Origin of the sequence: uncultured Psychroserpens sp., assembly GCF_947500255.1 — a bacterium.
Lineage (GTDB): Bacteria > Bacteroidota > Bacteroidia > Flavobacteriales > Flavobacteriaceae > Psychroserpens.
In genome coordinates, this window is sequence record NZ_CANMRL010000001.1 from 1,401,067 (window position 1) to 1,420,526 (window position 19,460).

Consider the following 19,460-nt stretch of genomic DNA (forward strand, 5'->3'; position numbering starts at 1 on the left):
TATGATTGACAATTTTGTGTCAAATTTTCAAGATGGTGTTTTTCACGTACTCCATTTAAAAGCCTACGACCACATTTTATTTTTGATCGTGCTCGCAGTTCCATATCTATTTAAAGATTGGAAGCGTGTACTACTATTAATTACCATGTTTACACTTGGACATTGTGTGTCCTTGGCCTTAACGACCTACGATATTATAACAGTCAACGTGAAGTTAGTTGAGTTTTTAATCCCCATTACAATTTTGATTGTAGCCCTTTTCAATGTATTTACTTCAGGAAAGAAATCTCATGGTAAGACCATAGGTTTACTGTTTTTTGCAACGTTGTTTCTTGGATTAATTCACGGTTTAGGATTTGTAGGCACTTTTGAACGTCTTATTTCAAGTTCTGAAAGCAAATTACTTGCCCTCTTAGAAATAGGTTTAGGGATTGAAGTTGGTCAACTTATCGTTGCATTTATTGTCGTCTTTTTGAGTTTTTTATGCCAAACAATCTTTAGATTTTCAAAACGAGATTGGGTGATGGTTATCTCAGCAATAGTGGTTGGATTTGTCTTACCAATGATTATTTCAAGTGAAATGTTGTCCTAAAAATTATTGTTGATAACGGTTTTGATAAAACTTTAACGAAAAGTAAACAGTTTATGCAATTCTATCCTTTTATATTCGTTAAACATAAATGAAATTTTTTTTATTGCATAAATTCAATAATCCGAGGAGATTATTCTTATTATTACCTCTTTTTTTAGTGTCCTGTTTTCAGGAAAATGAATACAAAATGGTGCTTGAAGAGTATGTAGATGAAGATATTAGACACAATAAAAATAGAAAGGAATATGAAGTGTCATCTCTGGAAAGTTTGGCAGAAGAAAGACCAGAAGAGTTTGAATTAATGTATGAAGAAGCTAAGAACATTAATGTTCTTGTTTCTGAATTTGAAAGTTTTATTCTGAAATCAGAAACGGTTGATGCTATTAATGTAAAATTAAAATTCTTCAAAGAAAATATATCTACACTCAATTTGAAAGAATTCAGCATGTTAAATGAAGAGTTAGATTTACAACCATTAACCAGACTGTCAGAAAAATACAAACTTTTAAGAAAGCTAAAAAATATAAACTTTGAAAGATATAACTTGTTGTCGTCAATAGGATGTGATTTGTCAGGAATATCCAGTTATAGAGCTAAAATGTTAGCATCTAGATTAAATGATAGTGTAGTTGTATTAAATATTTTTAGTAGATTATTAAAACAGTACAATACTAATTTTGATGATTTGTCTATAAATGTTAGTATAAAAAATAATAAAACAAATGCTTTTGTTGGTGTAAACGTAAAACCAAGTATTAGCTATATGGCTTATCTTGTAAAATCAAGATCTGACACACTTTTTATAGATGCAATTTTAAAAACAAATGAAAGAGCTAAGCTTTTAGTTGCAAAAAATTCATCCTATATTTATGTTGGAGAACTAAAAGAGTTCGACGAAAATTACGTAGAGGACTATTTTAAAGAAATCTATAATTAATAAAAGCATTCAAAATAAATGCCGAAAGAGAAACAATTACGTTACGATAAAGCTTACCTTAGAATTGCCAAAGAATGGGGGAAATTATCGCATTGTAACCGAAAGCAAGTAGGTGCACTGATCGTTAAAGATAGAATGATAATATCTGATGGATATAATGGGACTCCTACAGGTTTTGAAAATTATTGCGAAGATGATGAGGGTTACACAAAATGGTATGTATTGCATGCCGAAGCTAATGCCATTTTAAAAGTGGCAGCGTCCACGCAGTCTTGTAAAGGTGCTACGCTATATATTACGTTGTCACCTTGTAAAGAATGTAGCAAACTTATACATCAGGCAGGAATTGTAAGAGTTGTATATCATGAAGCCTATAAAGATTGCTCTGGAATAGCATTTTTAGAAAAGGCAGGAATAGAATTAAAATTAATAGAAGACGTCAAAGTATAAATGGCATTCGATAAAAAATACATACCGTTTGTTGTAGGAGTTGCAATTGCAGCTGGTGTATTTATTGGTGGGAAATTAAATTTCACCGATACATCCGATCGTTTATTCACATCAAACAGTAAAAAAGACAAACTGAACCGACTCATAGATTACATCGACTACGAATATGTTGATGATATCAATACAGACAGCATTGTTGATGTCACTGTGAATGGTATTTTAGATAACCTAGATCCACATTCTACCTACATTCCAAAAAGCGAATTAGAACGTGTCACTAATAATATGAAAGGTGATTTTGTTGGTTTAGGTGTTAATTTTTACACTTATAATGATACCATTACCGTAATTAGAACTGTAGATGGAGGGCCAAGTGAGAAAGCTGGTATTAAAGCTGGTGACCGAATTTTAATGGCTGATGGTGATTCTATCTTTGGAAAAGAATGGAGTAATGCTGATATCATTCAAAAGTTAAAAGGCGAAAAAGGGTCTAAAGTGAAACTTTCGATCTATAGAAAAGGTGAAGACAAGCTACTAGAGTTTAAAGTAAAACGAGATGTAGTACCTATCAAAAGTGTTGATGCAGCTTATATGCTAACGGATAAATTGGGCTATATAAAAATTAACCGTTTTGCCGAATCTACATATAAAGAATTTAAAAGAGCTCTTGATAAATTACAGGATCAAGGCGCTACTCAGCTGGCTTTAGATTTAAGGGATAATCCAGGAGGTTTTTTGGCTATAGCAGAACAAATTGTTGACGAATTTTTGGAAGACGATAAGCTTATTCTATTTACGAAAAACAAAAAAGGAAAAAAGGAATATAGCTATGCTACTCGTCGTGGTGATTTTGAAGAAGGTGAAATTTTTATTCTAATCAACGAAAGCTCGGCTTCTGCAAGTGAGATTGTGGCTGGTGCTTTACAAGATAATGATAAAGGTACTATTGTAGGTCGTCGAAGCTATGGAAAAGGACTGGTGCAACGCGAAATGTCACTAGGTGATGGTAGTGCTGTGCGATTAACAGTATCACGATATTATACGCCAACAGGACGCTCAATTCAGCGCCCTTATGATAACGGAAAGAACAGTGATTACTATAATGATTATTACAAACGACTAAGTAGCGGTGAATTTGAAGATGCCGAAAGTATTAAAATTGCAGACTCCCTAAAGTTCAAGACACCAGAGGGCAAAATCGTTTATGGTGGTGGCGGAATTATTCCAGATATTTTCGTACCGCTTAATACGACCGTTCAAAATGAAACATTAAACTATTTAAAGCGTCGCGAATACATAAGCAATTTTGTGTTTACCGAATTGGACAAAGACCGAAGTGTTTATGAAGGTGTTGAAGCTAATGATTTCATAAATAACTTTGAAGTTAGTGATGATATAGTAGTTAAATTTCAGGATTTTGTTAATCTGAAAGAACGCACCAATATTACATTTGTGGCTTATCATGATCAAATGCGACGACTTATAAAATCTGAATTGGCCGATCAGTTATTTGGAAGTAATGTTGCCGAAAAAATCTTGAATGAAAATGATGATGTGATCGAAGAGGTGATCTTGCTAAGTCAAAGAGATGAAGCTTTAGAAGATCACTAAGATCAATCAATTGGCTATAGTTTTGTGTAAATGTATACAAGGTAGCCCATACCCGCTAAAAAAAAGCATCCCATAATTAAACCAATAAAATCATTAGATTCAACTTCTTCTTTTAGCTTATTGGAGTCGATATAATTAGTATCTGCTTTTGTAATTTGATATATGGCTTTACTATCATTTATAGCCAGCGTAATACGGTCACCTTTGCTAACTTCAGATAAGAATTTCTGTTTATTTAAAGCACTACTATAAATTCTTGGAATCGTATACTTATTATCATCCAAATAAACAGCGTAATACGTCCTTCTGGTTTTATTGACTCTCCGTTTTTTTTCCTCGTATTTAATAAAAGTACCGCTTACGTTCGCTGTTTCTTCGAGATCTTCAGAAAAATAAGAATATAGACCTGCCGAAGACAATAATGCACTTAATACGATTAGGATAAGTATTTCTTTCTTACCTGTTTTTTTCTTTTTCTTCTTCTTTTTGTTCCCCATTATACTTTATCATGTATTTTAGTATGTTTCCCATGATTCCAAAGCGTTAAAATGTCTGTGGCTACTTGAGCACCACTTCCTGAGGCAATAGCAAACTGACTTCTCCAGCCTGCCAAAGTTCCGGCTACATACAAACCGTCGTCAATCAAATGATTGTCATTCTTTAACCAAATACGACTTTTTTCCAAATTGGCTTTTGGATGAGGTTCTATATAATCTTCCAAGCCTTTAATAGTAATGAGATTGGTATAACCTACTGCAATCACAACAGTTTTGGAGGTGTAGGTGTTTTTATTGGTCGCAATTATAAATCCTTCTGAAGACTTTGCGACCGATTTTACTTTTTCTGTATCTATCTGTTCAACATGAGGATATAGGTTTTGCAATTGTGCTTTTCCATGTTGTAAAATATCGGCTCCTAAAGTTCCAGGAGTTAATCCTAAAACGTTATTAAACAGCGCATTTTGAAGATGTGATGTGCGTTGATGCATGACAATACCAATACGTTTATGTTCAGCAAAAGGTTTGAGTTTGGCAGAACCTAAAACCAAAGCGCAAGACATACCTGCTGCTCCACCACCAATTATAAAAGCATCAAACATTAGTTGCGTCCTTTTAATTTTTGATCTACACGTTTAGATAATCGCAAGATTTGTAAGAGTGCAACAGCACAAAGTGAGGCAAGAATTGTTATGAGAGCTACAATACTTTGCCCTTCAAATAAATTATCAAAGTCAAGTCTTGTTGCGTTGTAAATAATAAGACCAAAGGCAATTATGGTCGCTAAAATGGTAAAATATTTCATCTGTTAAAACTATAAATTATGCTAGTTCAAAAAGCGCTTTAATGTTGTGAGCAAATAACTTTACTGCGATAGCTAAAAGAATAACACCAAAAATTTTGCGGATAATGTTAATTCCGTTTTGTCCAATTAAACGCTCAATTCTAGCAGAGGTTTTTAGTACGATAAAGATAATGATAACATTTAGTATTACGGCAATAATGATATTTTCAATTCTGTATTCAGCTCTTAATGATAATAATGTTGTTAAGCTTCCTGGTCCAGCAATTAATGGAAATGCCAACGGAAAGACAGAGGCTGTCATTTCGGTGCCTTCTTCTTGTTTATATAAGGTAATACCCAAAATCATTTCTAAAGCGATAAAAAATAGAATGAAAGCGCCAGCAACCGCAAAAGAGTTGACACCAACACCTAAAAATGAAAGAATTGTTTTTCCTAGAAACAAAAAGAACACCATAATGATACCAGCAATGATTGATGCTTTTTCACTTTCAATATGCCCAGCTTTTTTTCTTAAATCTATAATGATTGGAATATTTCCAATAATGTCAATTACAGCAAATAAAATCATAAATGCTGTAAAGATCTCCTTGAAACTTAATTGAATATCCATGATTCGTATATTTTCCGCAAAAGTAGTTCTTTAACAGAGATATATAACATTAAATAATCGTAAAGTTTGACTATTTTTGTCAGCAGTATTTTTATTATAACAGCATGTTTCAGTTAGGAAAAACAATAGTTTCAGAAGACATTATCGAAAAAGATTTTGTGTGTAATTTATCTGCTTGTAAAGGCGCTTGCTGTATTGATGGTGATGCTGGCGCGCCTTTAGATGAAGAAGAATCAAAAATTTTGAAAGACATTTACCCTAAAGTGAAGCCTTTTTTACGCAAGGAAGGTATTGAAGTCATTGAGAAGCAAGGTGAATATATCACAACCGATTTTGGTGATTTGGAAACACCATTAATAAATGGAGCCGATTGTGCGTATGTTATTTTTGATGATAAAAAGACAGCACTTTGCGGTATTGAAGAAGCTTACAATCAAGGGGTCATCTCATGGAAAAAACCAGTGTCTTGTCATTTATACCCTATTCGCGTTAAAGCATATTCTGAATTTTCCGCAGTAAACTATGATAAATGGGAAATTTGTGATGATGCCTGTACTTTAGGAAAAGAATTACAAGTTCCAATCTATAAATTTGTGAAAGAAGCATTAATTAGAAAATTTGGAGAAGATTGGTATTCAGAATTGGAGAAGGTCGCAGAGAATTATCGTTAAGCAGTACGTAAAACGCTAGAGCGTGTTGGAATATCTACAATAACTTTTGTCCCGATTGGGTTTCGATTTGAATCGTATAAATCTTCTATCGCAATTCTATAATCGTTAGTATAGCCTTTAGAGAAATTAGCAAGACGCGCTTTTGTGATTGCGATACCAACAGATTTTCGTTTGAGAAGCTTGTCTCGATTAATTTTTTCGGCTTCTATTCTACCAATACCGTTATCGGTTATAGAAATACTTACATAATCTTCTTCGATGCGATAGACATGTAAAGTTATCTTTTTGTCATCGGCTTTTGATGATAGACCATGCCACAGAGCATTCTCTAAAAACGGTTGTAGTACAAGTGATGGCACTTTTACATTGGCCGTATTAATATTATCATCAATCTTAATTTGAAAATCGATCTCGTTAGAAAATCTAATATTTTCAATATTCATATAGAGCTGCATCGTGTCTAATTCGTCTTCTAAGGAAATCTCTTTTTCCGAAGAGGCGACGAGAATTTTTCTAATGAGCTTAGAGAATTTATTTAAATAATAGACAGCATTCTCTTTTTCATTATTGATAATGTAAAGCTTAATCGAATTAAGAGAGTTAAAAATAAAATGTGGATTCATCTGACTACGAAGCATGTCTTGCTCAAGCGTTAAGATTTGCTTTTCTTGCTGTAACTGTCGGTGTCTGTAAAGTGAAACTAAAAGCCCAACGATTACTGCTAATGCGAGCATAGAATACCAAAAAATCTTTTTATTGCGTTCTAACTTAGATCTTACAATTAGATTCTCATCTGCGAGCGCTTTTATCTCTTTGTTTTTTGCTTCGTTCTCATATTGAATAATGACATCATTAACATAACGTAAGTTACGATCGTTATTTATGGTTTTCTCGACTTCAACAGATTCCTTATAATGATCTAAAGCTAATTGGTACTCTTTCGTCATATTATATAATTCTGAAAGATGTTTATCTGCTTCAACAATGGAGAGGTTAAGATTGTATGTTTTGGCAACTTGGAGTCCTTCTTTGAGATTGCCTTCCGAAGCAGAAAGATCACCCAATTCTTTTTGAACCCATCCCAAATTAATATAAGATGCTGCAATATAGAATTGATCATTAATAGTTATTGCTTTTTCAAGTGCTCTTTCAATAATCACTTTAGCATCTAAATATTTACGTTGTTTTATATAGACTTGTCCAATGCTATTATAACAAATAACACGTCCTAAATTAGAATTGATCTGTTCATTGAACTCTAAAGACAATTTATAATTACGAAGCGCATTTTCAAGTTCACCTTCGGCTTCATAGGCATATCCAATATTTTGATAGTTGATTGCTAGCCCTAATCGATTGCCTGCCTTTTTTTCTATTTCTAGAGACTTTTCAAACTGCTTAAGAGCCAAATCATACTGTTCTAGAATTAGATAGATATTACCTATACTATTTTGTGATACCGCAATATTGTAAGACAATGTTGGAGAAGGGTTTTCTATTGATCTTGAAATATCTAAGGCTTTAGTGTGAAAGTCTAAAGCAGGTTTTACCAAATCCATTCTTCGATAAGCCACACCTATATTGTTAAGGCTTATAACTTTTAATTCTGTATTTTTAGCTGCATCTGCTAACGTTTTTGCTTTTTTATGCGCTTCTATAGATTGTTCATAATACGAGACATTTCTATAAATAACACCTAAAGCATTTAAGGCGTAACTCTCTGCTTCTGGATAATTGATGCTATTGGCCTTTTCAATAAGAATTTTTGTTTTTATACTGTCATTGGAATACCTCTTGAATATAGAATCAATACTAGTGTAACGCGTGGTTTTTGAAGCCAATAGGTTGATAATGTCCTGATCGAATTTTGATTGCTGGTCTTGGCCAAAAGATACACTAGAATTAAAATAAAAGCATAGTACCATAGGCAACAGTAAATGGAATAGTCTATGTCTTTTATTTGATTTTAGGGATTTCATTTAGGGATTATAAATTATAGTTTTTCTAAAAAGTCTGATTTACGCTGCCTTGCGACCGGGATTTTATGGTTAGACTCCATAACAACATAACCTTCGTTTTTGATGAACTCTTTAATTTTATTCAAGTTAATAATAAAAGAGTTATGAATTCTGAAGAAGTAATGCTCTGGTAAAATAGCATTCACTTCTTTTAACTTTTTTGTAATGACAATATTTTGCTGTTTTGTTGTGACGATGGTGCTGTAATTTCCATCAGACTCTACAAATAAAATGTCGTCTATATCTAAAAATATTAACTTTCCGTCAGTATTGATAGTGATTTTCTTCTTGTCAAACCGTTCATTAAAACTCACTAAGACCTCTTCAATTTTTGAAGAGTTCACTAATCTAGAGTTAAATTTCTTTATTTTTTGAATGGTATCCTGTAAGTCGTCAGAATCTATGGGTTTTAATAAATAGTCAATGGCTTCATGCTTCAAGGCTTTAATAGCATACTCATCGTAAGCCGTTGTAATAACGACTGCAAAGTCCTTGTTGGATAGCTTTTCAAGAAATTGAAAACCATCCATTGTTGGCATTTGGATATCTAAAAACAAACAATCGGGAGTATTGTTATTTAGATATCGTATCGCTTCATCAGGGTTAGAAAACGTTTCTATAATCTCTATGTCGTCGCTAAAATTTGTGAGTTCCCATGACAATCCTTGAATTGCTTTTGGTTCGTCGTCGACGATAACTGCTTTAATCATAGTATCAAAGATAAACTATAATCCAATACTATGTTCGTATTATGTATAGTTAGCACTATTTCCTGTGTAATGTGTTTTAAAGATTGTGTTTGCCACATGCGTTACCAATTATACACTTTTTGTAACCAACCATACATATGGGAACTTTGGGTCTAAAAATATTTATCATATTTGAAGTGAAATTAAGATGGTCAATCAACTTAATCGAAAAATATAGAGTGATCGTGGGGATTCACTTTTTGATTAAATGCTATTAATCATTAAAAAAGTCAGGCTCACACCTGACTTTTTTTAATCTTAATTTCAATTAACACGACTTCATATTAGTAAATAGTTTTAGTTAGTTTAGTTAATTATTAGGGATAAAAGAGAGCAGTTCGTTGCTCTCTTTTTTTGTTCACTTTTTATTCGGTTTTGCAGAATAGAAATTTGCAGTAAACATCACTTGCGACTGATAATTTAATAGGATAATACTTACGTTTTTTGGTTCAACAAAATTTTCATAAAATATTGATTATTAAATAGTTAAAAATATTTTTAACAATTCTTTGATTTTTTTGCTAATTCTCTAATTGTTAAAAACTTGTTGAAAAGGTTTCTGAAAAAACCCTAAAATATCTCATACATTTTTGAATCTTTGTTAGTCCCAAATCACACTAAAATTTTCAGCATTTTTTTTAATTTAAAAAACCAATTAGTATGTCTCAAGTTGTAGAACCAATTTTACAAGAAAATAAAGATCGATTCGTGATTTTTCCAATTCAGCACCATGATTTGTGGGAATGGTATAAAAAATCTGAAGCAAGTATGTGGACCGCTGAAGAAATCGATTTACACCAAGACATTACAGATTGGACAGATAAATTAACAGACGATGAGCGTTACTTTATTAAGCATGTATTAGCATTTTTTGCTGCAAGCGATGGTATCGTTAACGAAAATTTAGCTGAAAATTTCGTGAATGAAGTTCAATATAGTGAAGCCAAATTTTTCTATGGGTTTCAAATTATGATGGAAAACATTCACAGTGAAACCTACTCATTGTTAATTGATACCTATGTAAAAGACGAAAAAGAAAAAGCAATGCTTTTTAATGCTATTGAAACATTTCCTGCAATCAAAAAGAAAGCAGATTGGGCATTAAAGTGGATTGAATCGCCAAGTTTTGCAGAGCGATTAATCGCATTTGCTGCTGTAGAAGGTATTTTCTTTTCTGGATCGTTTTGCTCAATTTTTTGGTTGAAAAAACGTGGTTTAATGCCAGGTTTAACGTTTTCAAATGAGTTGATTTCTCGTGATGAAGGTATGCACTGCGACTTTGCAGTTCACTTACACGAACATCACCTTGTAAATAAAGTACCAAAAGAGCGTATCAAAGACATTATTGTTGATGCTTTAAATATTGAAAGAGAGTTTATCACAGAGTCTCTTCCAGTAAGTTTAATAGGAATGAACGCTAAACTTATGTCACAATACCTAGAGTTTGTAACCGATGGTTTACTTGCCGATTTAGGTTGTGAAAAAGTGTACAATACAGCAAATCCTTTCGATTTCATGGATATGATTTCGTTACAAGGAAAAACTAACTTCTTCGAAAAACGTGTATCCGAATACCAAAAAGCTGGTGTTTTGAATAAAGAAGAAGAAGAGAATAAATATGACTTTGGTTCAGATAATTTCGATTTCTAGAACTAAAAGTTAATCAAAGACAGAATTGTTTTAATTGGCATATCGCTTCCGAAGCTAATCAACTTCAGAACACATGGTTACTGCCAGTTTTAAATTTCAATATAAAAACCTAATTAATTAACATGCTATAAATCAACTCCCTGTCGATTTGTAGTTCCAACTAACCCTTTTTCTGAATCGTAGCTTCAGAAAAGAACTAAAAAAACGTGTAAAGTATGTATGTAGTAAAAAGAGACGGAAGAAAAGAGCCAATCATGTTCGACAAAATTACGGCAAGAGTTCGTAAATTATGTTACGGACTTAACGAACTTGTTGATCCTATTAAAGTGGCCATGCGTGTCATTGATGGATTATATGACGGTGTAACCACAAGTGAACTGGATAATTTAGCAGCTGAGCAAGCCGCAACAATGACAACAGCTCATCCAGATTATGCACGATTAGCTGCACGTATTTCTGTGTCTAACTTACATAAAAACACAAAAAAGACCTTTAGCGAGGTGATGACAGATTTATACACGTATGTCAACCCACGAACTGGTAAAAAAGCACCTTTGTTAAGTGATGAGGTGTATAAAGTTATCACGGATAATAAAGATAAATTAGACTCCTCTATTATCTATAACCGTGATTTTGGTTATGATTATTTTGGGTTTAAAACACTCGAGCGTTCTTACCTTTTAAAATTAAATGGTAAAATTGCTGAACGTCCACAACACATGTTAATGCGTGTGTCTATTGGAATTCATTTGGATGATCTAGATGCAGCAATTGAGACCTATGAGTTAATGTCTAAAAAATACTTTACACACGCTACACCTACATTATTTAACTCTGGAACACCAAAACCGCAAATGTCATCTTGTTTCTTATTAACGATGAAAGATGATAGTATTGATGGTATTTACGATACACTAAAACAAACAGCTAAAATCTCACAGTCTGCCGGAGGAATAGGTTTGTCTATTCACAATATTCGCGCAACTGGAAGTTACATTGCTGGAACCAACGGAACAAGTAATGGTATTGTACCAATGCTAAAAGTATTTAATGATACAGCACGTTATGTTGATCAAGGAGGAGGAAAGCGTAAAGGAAGTTTTGCGATGTACATCGAGCCATGGCATGCCGATATCATGAGTTTCTTAGATTTAAAGAAAAATCATGGTGCTGAAGAATTACGTGCACGTGATTTATTCTATGCGATGTGGATGCCAGACCTATTTATGAAACGTGTTCAAGAAGATGGTGAATGGACACTAATGTGCCCTAACGAATGCCCAGGATTATGTGATGTTCATAGTGAAGAGTTTGAAACGCTCTACACAAAATATGAAGCTGAAGGTAAAGGACGTAAAGCTATAAAAGCACGTGAACTTTGGGAGAAAATATTAGAATCTCAAATTGAAACAGGTACACCTTACATGTTGTACAAAGATGCAGCAAACCGTAAGTCTAATCAGAAAAACTTAGGTACGATTCGTTCATCAAACTTATGTACAGAAATCATGGAGTACACGTCTAAAGATGAAGTTGCTGTATGTAATTTAGCATCGATCGCTTTACCTATGTTTGTGAAAAACGGAGCGTTTGATCATAAAGAGTTATTTAGAATCACTAAACGTGTGACTAAAAACTTGAATAGAGTTATAGATAGAAATTACTATCCTGTAAAAGAAGCTGAAAATTCAAACTTCCGTCATAGACCAGTTGGTTTAGGCGTTCAAGGATTGGCAGATACATTCATTAAATTGAGATTACCTTTTACAAGTGATGAAGCTAAAAAATTAAACCAAGATATTTTCGAAACACTATACTTTGCAGCAGTTACAGCAAGTATGGAAGAAGCAAAAGCCGATGGTCCTTATGAAAGTTATGAAGGGTCTCCAATTAGTAAAGGAGAATTCCAATATAACCTTTGGGGAATTAAAGATGAAGAATTAAGCGGACTTTGGGATTGGGCGAAATTGCGTAAGCAAGTACTCAAAAACGGCGTTCGTAATTCATTATTAGTAGCGCCAATGCCAACAGCGTCTACATCTCAAATTCTTGGTAATAATGAGTGTTTTGAACCATATACATCTAATATTTATACACGTCGTGTATTGTCTGGAGAGTTTATTGTAGTGAATAAACATTTATTAGAAGATCTAGTAGAATTAGGGCTTTGGGATGAAGGATTAAAAAATGAAATCATGAGAGCGAATGGATCTATACAAGGCGTAGATAATATTCCTCAAGATATAAAAGAGCTTTACAAAACAGTTTGGGAATTGAGTATGAAAGATATCATAGATATGTCTCGTCATAGAGGTTATTTTATCGATCAGTCTCAGTCACTTAATCTGTTTATGGAAGGCGCTACAATGGCAAAATTAACATCGATGCATTTCTATGCTTGGAAGAGCGGCTTGAAAACAGGAATGTACTACCTACGTACGAAGAGTGCAGTAGATGCAAAGAAAGTGACCATTGCCAGAACAGAAAAAGCGCAACCTGTTGCTCAACCGCAACAAGTAGCCGTTGATAATGTTGCCCAAAAGCAACAAAAAGCTGCTGAAACTGCTGCTAAATTTGCGAAGCAAACAGCAGAGAAAGTAGAGGTAGAACCTATGAGTGCAGAAGAAATGAAAGCGTTAATTGCTCAAGCTAAAGAAGGCGAAGGCGATGACTGCTTAATGTGTGGTTCTTAGTAATTAAGTGTTAACTAAAAAAGCATCTCGAAAGAGGTGCTTTTTTTATATTTAAACCTATTCTGAAGCATGGAAGCAAATAAGAGAAGTAAACTCAAAGAAGTGGCGAGCGTCTTTTTTAAATTAGGCTGTTTTGCTTTTGGTGGCCCAGCGGCACATATCGCCATGATGGAAGATGAGGTTGTCACCAAGCGGCAATGGATGACGAGAGACTATTTTCTAGATTTAATAGGAACGACAAACTTAATTCCAGGTCCTAATTCTACTGAAATGACTATGCATTGTGGTTATGAAAGAGCTGGAAAAATGGGACTATTCGTGGCAGGTATATCATTTATATTTCCAGCGACTGTAATTACGGCTCTGTTGGCTTACTTATATGTCTCTTATGGAACACTGCCAGAAGTTGAACCGTTTATTTTTGGGATTAAACCTGTAGTTTTAGCAATCATTGCTTCTGCAGTAATCAAACTAGGAAAGAAAGCTGTTAAAGGTTTTGAACTTGCTGTTTTAGGAGGTTTGGTATTGATAGTCAGCTTATTAGGAGTTAATGAAATTATAGCATTATTATCTGCTGGTGTTTTTGGCATGTTGTATTTCTCAGTGAAAGATAAGACCATTAAAAGTGCTAATAGTGTTTCACCTTTATTTCTATTATCCGGATTGGGAACCTCGGTATTAAAAGTATCTACACTTAATGTCTTTTGGGTCTTTTTAAAAGTAGGTGCTATTCTCTATGGAAGTGGCTACGTTCTTTTTGCATATTTAGATGCCGAACTAGTAACTAGAGGTTGGTTAACTAGAGCAGAATTAATCGATGCTATTGCAGTTGGTCAATTCACACCTGGACCAATACTATCAACATCAACTTTCATTGGGTATCAATTATCTGGATTTTATGGAGCATTGGCAGCAACGGCAGGTATTTTTCTGCCTTCCTTTTTATTCGTTTTGATATTGAACCCTTTTATTCCTAAAATGCAAAAGTCTAAACTATTAAGACATTTTTTAAATGCTGTTAATGTTGCTGCAGTAGCCGTAATGTTAGCAGTTTTAGTAATTATGACCAAAGAAACCTTAATAGATTGGAAAGCGATAGTCATCGCTTTGATTGCAGTAGTTTTAACGTTTAAAGCTAAAAAGGTTAGCCCTATTTGGGTTATCGTTATTGGAGCAATCTTAGGATATATTTTGGTGACTTTACTTCCTAATTAGATAGTTTATCTGTGCCTAAATAGTTGTCGTCCTTGTTATAATACCAAGCTCTATTTTTTGGCATTTTAATACCATTAATAATTGCTGTGTCAGTCAATACAATATATTCGCCGCTATCGGGTTTTAGTTTTCCGTTATCATCAGTTTTATAAAACTGGTAAATTTCCATCGCATAGGTTTTTGGATCAAAATAAAAATACCAAACGTCGCTACCTACACTTTTATCATAAGAGGCTTTTAAAACAAGATAGTCTTTTCCTTTGAAGGTTTTACGCTCCACTTTGTCATGGATAATCGTTCCTTTATCTTTTAACTTCATTGGTAAACCGTAGAGATAGGTATAATAATTTTTATAAAGGTTTGCCCTATCACAAGAGAGGTTGTTTTCTTTTTTTTGTGCTTCGGAAAGATTACTTTCTCCATTTAATGTAATGGAACAGGTATCCTTTTTAACAGTGTATTCTGTAGTTATGGAATCGCGTGTTGCGCTTACATAAAAATAAGTTTTAGGTAAGTTGATGACAATTTTACTATCACGATTTGAATTATTAGGCGTTTCCATGGAGATGTGAAGTTCACCATTAAAGGTATTCCAATTTTGATTTGGATCATGATATCTGATTGCTTTTTCGAGTAGTTCTTTTCCCGAAAGGTCTTGTGCAATTATCGATTGGAAACTCAACAAATAGATGACTAGTAAAGAAAGATATTTCATAATCTAAAATTTTGAGATACTAAATTAAGCTATTTGATTTTAATTATAGTATGCTATATTTGAAATGCACTAATCAACTTTTAATTATGAACCATATTAAATATGCTGTTACTAAAGATGTTCTAGCAAGTAAGGAAATACGTTTTGCAAATTATATTATAGATTTTATTGTAAAATATGCATTGAGCTTTGGTGTAGGTATTTTAATAGGTTTGTTTTCTGAATTAACAGGCAACTATACATTTTTGGATATACTGTTAGATGAAGATACAGGCTGGATATTTGAATATGTTCTTGGGTTTCTTATTGTTATAGTTTATTATACAACTTTTGAAACATTAACAGGACGTTCTTTGGCAAAGTATATCACTAAAACTAAAGTTGTGCTTTATGATGGTTCTAAGCCAACCATTAATGAAATCTTGATACGCTCATTATCTCGAATTATTCCATTTGAAGCACTTTCATTTTTAGGTGAAAATGGAAAGGGATGGCATGATTCTATTTCAAAAACATATGTAGTTAGTGTAGATAAGTTTCAAGCTAAAAAAGAGACTATTGACGGTTTAGAGGAAATAGGAAGAATAGGTGAATAAATAAAAAACCGTCTCAGAAAGAAACGGTTTTTTAATACTATATATGATAAGAAACTTATTCTTCAGAATCATTAGGAGTAGTCTCAACAGAAATTGTTTTTGGTTCTATAGAGCTATCGTGAGAGTTGTAATACTCTTCTAAAAGATTCATTGTTGCTGTAAGTAAATCTTTAGTTTCTAATAATAATCCAAAGTATAAGGTTGTGTTCTTCGGACTAGATTCTTCCGTTCTAGTTCTTGCGACTTGTTTTACAATTTTATCAGTAACTAAGTCAAACAACTCTTTTTTACGGTTTATTATTGATCCAATCTTTTCAAATGAACGCGAATCAAAAGCTTCTTTCGTTTCATTAAACAGTACTTCTAAAGTATCATCGACCTCTTTAAGCTCTCTAATCTGACTAAACTTAAGTTTCTTATGATTGTTGTTAATATGCTTATGACTAACTTTAGAAATGTATTCTAAAGATTGAGTCATATCTTGTAAGTACCCAAGAATATTGATATAAAAACTACTAGCTCTTAAACTTGTTTCTTCTAAGTTTTTAATGAAATAGAAAATATTATCACGTAAACTGTCAACTTCAGTAGAAAGCTTATCAATTTGTTTCTGATTCTTTTTTAGTAATGCTAAATCTTGTTTAGCTAAACCTTTTACAGCATTGGTGTAAATTCTATTTCCACGTTTTATAACATTAGAAATATTAGAAGCACTCTCATGAATAACACCTTGAACAGAACGACTTCCTGTTTCAGTAAGTGAATCTTCATCTAAAGTTTTATTAGATTTCTTTTGATGAGACTTGTAATTTCTGTACAATAAAAACGCAGTAATCAGTAATAAAATAGGCGTCATTACACTTGGGTTCCAGTTAATTAGGAATACGATAATACCTGCAGCTGTAAAGGCTCCAAAAGCAGTACCAAACCATCCTCCAATAACATTTAAAACACCCGCTACTCTATAAACAGCACTTTCTGCTCCCCAAGCACGATCGGCTAAAGATGTACCCATAGCAACCATGAACGTAACGTAGGTAGTAGATAATGGTAATTTCATAGATGTAGCAATAGCAATTAACACACCAGCTACCATAAGGTTAACAGAAGCTCTAATCATATCGAATGCAGGAGCCTCAACACTTTGTGCCTTAGTTAGATTTTCATCTGGCTTATGGAAACTATGCGCTATACGTTCTTGAGTTGCTTTTGGTACTATAGAACCTAAAGCGTTAGATAACCAAGTTGTTCCTTTTACTACAGCTCTAGATATTGCGTTTGGTTCAAATTTCTCATGAGTTTCACCTTGACGTGATAAACTAATTTCGGTTTCGGCAACCGTTTTAGCTTTTTTAGAAAACCACAATGTTACCACCATTATACCACCAGCAATAAATAATAAGAAAGGCTCGGCTGGCATTTTCTTGTCTAAGACATCCATCATAAATCCTGAGGCAGCACCACCATCTAAAGTCCATGCTTCGTACGAGTGATAGGCAGCCATCGGCACACCAATAAAGTTAACTAAATCATTTCCAGAAAAGGCTAATGCTAATCCAAATGTACCTACGGCAATAACGACTAGAAGAATACTCTTTTTTGTGATTTGCTGAAAAGCATATGAGAATAATGTAAATAAAGCAAAGCCGATAGCGATGATATAAATCTCATTTCCTTCAACATATCCTTTTAGATCTTTATAGTAAGGTGTTCCTTTTAATCCTTTCATGAAAATAAAATAAAGGATGGCTGTTAAGGCTAACCCACCAAATAAAGCACCAAAGCTCTTCATTTTCTTTTCGTATTGGAATGTGAAAATAAGTCGAGATATCCATTGTACGAACGCACCAACACTAAAGGCTATGACGACAGACAATAAAATACCACTTATAATTTCCATGGCTTTTTTAGTATTGATATAACTACCAAGATCAGCAAAAGTTTGCGTATCTGAATTGCCAATTTTAATTAAAGCCATTACAACGGCTGCACCTAATAAATTAAATACAATAGAAACGGTTGTTGATGTTGGTAAACCAAGTGTATTAAAGAAATCTAATAAAAGAATGTCGGTTATCATTACCGTCATGAATATGAGCATGATCTCATGAAAACTAAACATACCTGGAACAAAAATTCCTTTACGAGCTACTTCCATTAGTCCACTAGAATATACGGCTCCAATGAATATACCTAAACTAGCTACAATCATAATAGTTCTCATTGAAATTGCTTTAGAACCAATAGCAGAGTTTAAGAAATTAATCGCATCATTACTAACTCCAACTATAATATCAGCAACAGCTAATACCGTAATTGCAATTAACATAAATAAATAAATATTATCCATAATCTTTATAGTTTAAAAAGGTGTGCAAATATCTTTAGAGTATCTCTTTAGAATGTTACCTTATTGTTATGTTTTTATTGTTTAAAAGTGAAGGTCGAAACCTATTCTAAATGTAATATTGTCATCATTCCCATCTAGAGTCGTATAGCTAACATCAGATTGCACCTTTAATTTGTGACCTAAAACATATTTAGATGCTCCTAACGTATACTGTTCTCTAGGTAGTGTTCCAGTCACAGATTCAAAGTCAACAGTAGTAAAACGACCAACAACTTCGTAATTGCTTTTAAATAAGTAACCCGCTTGAAGGTTTAAAGCGTTCCCAGTTAATACGACATCACCAGTAGGTGTCGTTCCGTCAATATCAACTGCTACCGGATCATCTGCAGTTCTTTTTGCATATTCTCCCATAAATGAGATGCCTTTGTATTTAAACATTGCATCTGCAAAAATAGTAGTTTGATCTGTTTCGTATAAAGAACCATCAGATTTAAACATGTAATCTCCAGCAAAACCTCGTTCTCTTACAGCATTTTGGTTAAGGTTATAAGTGAAACCAACCATTAATTTAGGCTCTTCCTCACGCTTAAGGTCTGCTTGACTATAATCTCCTTTAGATTTAAATTTCCCAAAAGGTAAAAATTCAACACGTGCTGTGTATTGTAAACCACCCTCATTGCCTTCGGTAACGTTACGTCCTTCACCTTGAGAGATTGAGAGTTTTTCGCGCATTAAAAAATCACCACCTAAGTTACTTTTATGTCGTATTTGAATTCCTAAGTCACGGTCAATGTTAAAACGACTGTTAAGTAATGATCGATCAATTAATTGCAAGTTACCCGAAGATACAACACGCTCAACGTTACCAGGAAGTTTTGTCTGTCCTGCCCATAGTTCCCAATTAGCTGCAAAATTCCACATAATAACAGCATCTAGTATGTAGCGTGGCGTATTTCTGTTAAATTGGTTTGCTCCTGAAATATCTCTGTTAGATAAACCTAACTCTATTTTATATCTAAGTTTAGGGCTGTATGCATATCCGTCAAACTTTAGACGTGCACGTCTAACTATGAAATTATGATCCGGACTTCCATATTGATCACCATCGTGATCCCACGATGAGACAGAACGTACCTGAAAACGAGGTGCAAATTTTATGCTAAATGAGCTGTCTTTTGCGGTAAAGTTTATTAATCCTTTACCAAATGAGGTATCACTAATTTCTTGAGCGTTTACATAGGATACAATACACAATAGTAGTGCTAGGGTTGTAAGTTTAGATTTCATTATAAGTATTAGTT

At 33.4% G+C, this 19,460-nt stretch carries 18 protein-coding genes; 9 read left to right on the forward strand and 9 right to left on the reverse strand.

Translation table 11 applies throughout. The features are described from left to right. Window position 1 precedes the first annotated feature (1 nt). From Q0783_RS06105 to Q0783_RS06120, 4 genes are all read left to right on the forward strand, one after another. Window positions 2–592 (forward strand): HupE/UreJ family protein, encoded by a 591-nt coding sequence (locus Q0783_RS06105; protein ID WP_298894015.1) that lies wholly within the window; start codon window positions 2–4, stop codon window positions 590–592. Window positions 593–680: 88 nt separating this feature from the next. Beyond that, window positions 681–1,529 carry a hypothetical protein gene (locus tag Q0783_RS06110; protein WP_298894017.1) on the forward strand — a complete coding sequence of 283 codons (849 nt, stop codon included), beginning with the start codon at window positions 681–683 and terminating at the stop codon, window positions 1,527–1,529. Between the two features lie 18 nt (window positions 1,530–1,547). After that, window positions 1,548–1,979, forward strand: coding sequence for a dCMP deaminase family protein (locus Q0783_RS06115; RefSeq protein WP_298894019.1), 432 nt, complete (start codon window positions 1,548–1,550; stop codon window positions 1,977–1,979). Next, entirely contained in the window at window positions 1,980–3,590 is a 1,611-nt protein-coding gene (locus Q0783_RS06120; RefSeq protein ID WP_298894021.1) for a S41 family peptidase, read from the forward strand. A 14-nt stretch (window positions 3,591–3,604) separates the two neighbouring features. Here Q0783_RS06120 and Q0783_RS06125 read toward each other — a convergent pair whose 3' ends face one another. From Q0783_RS06125 to Q0783_RS06140, 4 genes are read right to left on the reverse strand one after another with little or no spacing between them, the layout of a single operon-like run. Beyond that, a complete protein-coding gene (locus Q0783_RS06125) occupies window positions 3,605–4,087 on the reverse strand; it encodes a hypothetical protein (RefSeq protein ID WP_298894023.1) in 483 nt (160 codons plus the stop codon). Then, window positions 4,087–4,689 carry an NAD(P)/FAD-dependent oxidoreductase gene (locus Q0783_RS06130; RefSeq protein WP_298894025.1) on the reverse strand — a complete coding sequence of 201 codons (603 nt, stop codon included), beginning with the start codon at window positions 4,687–4,689 and terminating at the stop codon, window positions 4,087–4,089. The genes Q0783_RS06125 and Q0783_RS06130 overlap by 1 nt, the downstream gene beginning before the upstream one ends. Further along, on the reverse strand, window positions 4,689–4,892 hold the full coding sequence (locus Q0783_RS06135) for a hypothetical protein (protein WP_298894027.1): 204 nt from the start codon (window positions 4,890–4,892) through the stop codon (window positions 4,689–4,691). Before Q0783_RS06135 ends, Q0783_RS06130 begins: the two co-directional genes overlap by 1 nt. 16 nt (window positions 4,893–4,908) lie before the next feature. After that, window positions 4,909–5,496 carry a MarC family protein gene (locus Q0783_RS06140; RefSeq protein ID WP_230935020.1) on the reverse strand — a complete coding sequence of 196 codons (588 nt, stop codon included), beginning with the start codon at window positions 5,494–5,496 and terminating at the stop codon, window positions 4,909–4,911. Between the two features lie 110 nt (window positions 5,497–5,606). Between Q0783_RS06140 and Q0783_RS06145 the strand changes: the two genes are divergently transcribed. Continuing rightward, a complete protein-coding gene (locus Q0783_RS06145) occupies window positions 5,607–6,173 on the forward strand; it encodes a DUF3109 family protein (protein ID WP_298894029.1) in 567 nt (188 codons plus the stop codon). Here Q0783_RS06145 and Q0783_RS06150 read toward each other — a convergent pair. Both Q0783_RS06150 and Q0783_RS06155 read right to left on the reverse strand, forming a co-directional pair. Continuing rightward, window positions 6,170–8,152: a tetratricopeptide repeat protein gene (locus tag Q0783_RS06150; protein ID WP_298894031.1), complete on the reverse strand. Its 1,983-nt coding sequence runs from the start codon at window positions 8,150–8,152 to the stop codon at window positions 6,170–6,172. The two genes, Q0783_RS06145 and Q0783_RS06150, sit on opposite strands and share 4 nt — an antisense overlap. Before the next feature lie 14 nt (window positions 8,153–8,166). Next, window positions 8,167–8,901: a LytTR family DNA-binding domain-containing protein gene (locus Q0783_RS06155; RefSeq protein ID WP_298756331.1), complete on the reverse strand. Its 735-nt coding sequence runs from the start codon at window positions 8,899–8,901 to the stop codon at window positions 8,167–8,169. A 699-nt stretch (window positions 8,902–9,600) separates the two neighbouring features. Here Q0783_RS06155 and Q0783_RS06160 point away from each other — a divergent pair. The 3 genes from Q0783_RS06160 to chrA all read left to right on the forward strand — a co-directional run bounded on the left by Q0783_RS06160 (window position 9,601) and on the right by chrA (window position 14,498). Next, window positions 9,601–10,590: a ribonucleotide-diphosphate reductase subunit beta gene (locus tag Q0783_RS06160; RefSeq protein WP_298894033.1), complete on the forward strand. Its 990-nt coding sequence runs from the start codon at window positions 9,601–9,603 to the stop codon at window positions 10,588–10,590. A 215-nt stretch (window positions 10,591–10,805) separates the two neighbouring features. After that, complete coding sequence (locus Q0783_RS06165; protein ID WP_298894036.1) at window positions 10,806–13,283, forward strand: ribonucleoside-diphosphate reductase subunit alpha; 2,478 nt, start codon at window positions 10,806–10,808, stop codon at window positions 13,281–13,283. Between the two features lie 69 nt (window positions 13,284–13,352). Beyond that, on the forward strand, window positions 13,353–14,498 hold the full coding sequence (gene chrA, locus Q0783_RS06170) for a chromate efflux transporter (RefSeq protein WP_298894038.1): 1,146 nt from the start codon (window positions 13,353–13,355) through the stop codon (window positions 14,496–14,498). Here chrA and Q0783_RS06175 read toward each other — a convergent pair. Next, window positions 14,491–15,213: a DUF6503 family protein gene (locus Q0783_RS06175; protein ID WP_298894041.1), complete on the reverse strand. Its 723-nt coding sequence runs from the start codon at window positions 15,211–15,213 to the stop codon at window positions 14,491–14,493. The two genes, chrA and Q0783_RS06175, sit on opposite strands and share 8 nt — an antisense overlap. Window positions 15,214–15,299: 86 nt before the next feature. On the opposite strand from Q0783_RS06175, the gene Q0783_RS06180 reads away from it, so the two are divergent. After that, entirely contained in the window at window positions 15,300–15,809 is a 510-nt protein-coding gene (locus tag Q0783_RS06180) for an RDD family protein (RefSeq protein ID WP_298894043.1), read from the forward strand. A 55-nt stretch (window positions 15,810–15,864) separates the two neighbouring features. On the opposite strand, the gene Q0783_RS06185 is transcribed toward Q0783_RS06180, so the two are convergent. Together Q0783_RS06185 and Q0783_RS06190 are read right to left on the reverse strand one after the other, a co-directional pair. Beyond that, on the reverse strand, window positions 15,865–18,159 hold the full coding sequence (locus tag Q0783_RS06185; RefSeq protein WP_298894045.1) for an inorganic phosphate transporter: 2,295 nt from the start codon (window positions 18,157–18,159) through the stop codon (window positions 15,865–15,867). Between the two features lie 81 nt (window positions 18,160–18,240). Continuing rightward, window positions 18,241–19,446, reverse strand: a complete 1,206-nt coding sequence (locus tag Q0783_RS06190) for a porin (protein ID WP_298894046.1) — start codon at window positions 19,444–19,446, stop codon at window positions 18,241–18,243. Between the last annotated feature and the right edge of the window lie 14 nt (window positions 19,447–19,460).

What these genes read in the sequence shown, in the direction of transcription:
- chrA (WP_298894038.1), top strand. Translation starts at nt 13,353, where the DNA reads ATGGAAGCAAATAAGAGAAGTAAACTCAAAGAAGTGGCGAGCGTCTTT.
- Q0783_RS06190 (WP_298894046.1), bottom strand. Translation starts at nt 19,446, where the DNA reads ATGAAATCTAAACTTACAACCCTAGCACTACTATTGTGTATTGTATCC.
- Q0783_RS06180 (WP_298894043.1), top strand. Translation starts at nt 15,300, where the DNA reads ATGAACCATATTAAATATGCTGTTACTAAAGATGTTCTAGCAAGTAAG.
- Q0783_RS06135 (WP_298894027.1), bottom strand. Translation starts at nt 4,892, where the DNA reads ATGAAATATTTTACCATTTTAGCGACCATAATTGCCTTTGGTCTTATT.
- Q0783_RS06165 (WP_298894036.1), top strand. Translation starts at nt 10,806, where the DNA reads ATGTATGTAGTAAAAAGAGACGGAAGAAAAGAGCCAATCATGTTCGAC.
- Q0783_RS06160 (WP_298894033.1), top strand. Translation starts at nt 9,601, where the DNA reads ATGTCTCAAGTTGTAGAACCAATTTTACAAGAAAATAAAGATCGATTC.
- Q0783_RS06120 (WP_298894021.1), top strand. Translation starts at nt 1,980, where the DNA reads ATGGCATTCGATAAAAAATACATACCGTTTGTTGTAGGAGTTGCAATT.
- Q0783_RS06115 (WP_298894019.1), top strand. Translation starts at nt 1,548, where the DNA reads ATGCCGAAAGAGAAACAATTACGTTACGATAAAGCTTACCTTAGAATT.
- Q0783_RS06185 (WP_298894045.1), bottom strand. Translation starts at nt 18,159, where the DNA reads ATGGATAATATTTATTTATTTATGTTAATTGCAATTACGGTATTAGCT.
- Q0783_RS06155 (WP_298756331.1), bottom strand. Translation starts at nt 8,901, where the DNA reads ATGATTAAAGCAGTTATCGTCGACGACGAACCAAAAGCAATTCAAGGA.
- Q0783_RS06130 (WP_298894025.1), bottom strand. Translation starts at nt 4,689, where the DNA reads ATGTTTGATGCTTTTATAATTGGTGGTGGAGCAGCAGGTATGTCTTGC.
- Q0783_RS06110 (WP_298894017.1), top strand. Translation starts at nt 681, where the DNA reads ATGAAATTTTTTTTATTGCATAAATTCAATAATCCGAGGAGATTATTC.
- Q0783_RS06175 (WP_298894041.1), bottom strand. Translation starts at nt 15,213, where the DNA reads ATGAAATATCTTTCTTTACTAGTCATCTATTTGTTGAGTTTCCAATCG.
- Q0783_RS06125 (WP_298894023.1), bottom strand. Translation starts at nt 4,087, where the DNA reads ATGGGGAACAAAAAGAAGAAGAAAAAGAAAAAAACAGGTAAGAAAGAA.
- Q0783_RS06150 (WP_298894031.1), bottom strand. Translation starts at nt 8,152, where the DNA reads ATGAAATCCCTAAAATCAAATAAAAGACATAGACTATTCCATTTACTG.
- Q0783_RS06105 (WP_298894015.1), top strand. Translation starts at nt 2, where the DNA reads ATGATTGACAATTTTGTGTCAAATTTTCAAGATGGTGTTTTTCACGTA.
- Q0783_RS06145 (WP_298894029.1), top strand. Translation starts at nt 5,607, where the DNA reads ATGTTTCAGTTAGGAAAAACAATAGTTTCAGAAGACATTATCGAAAAA.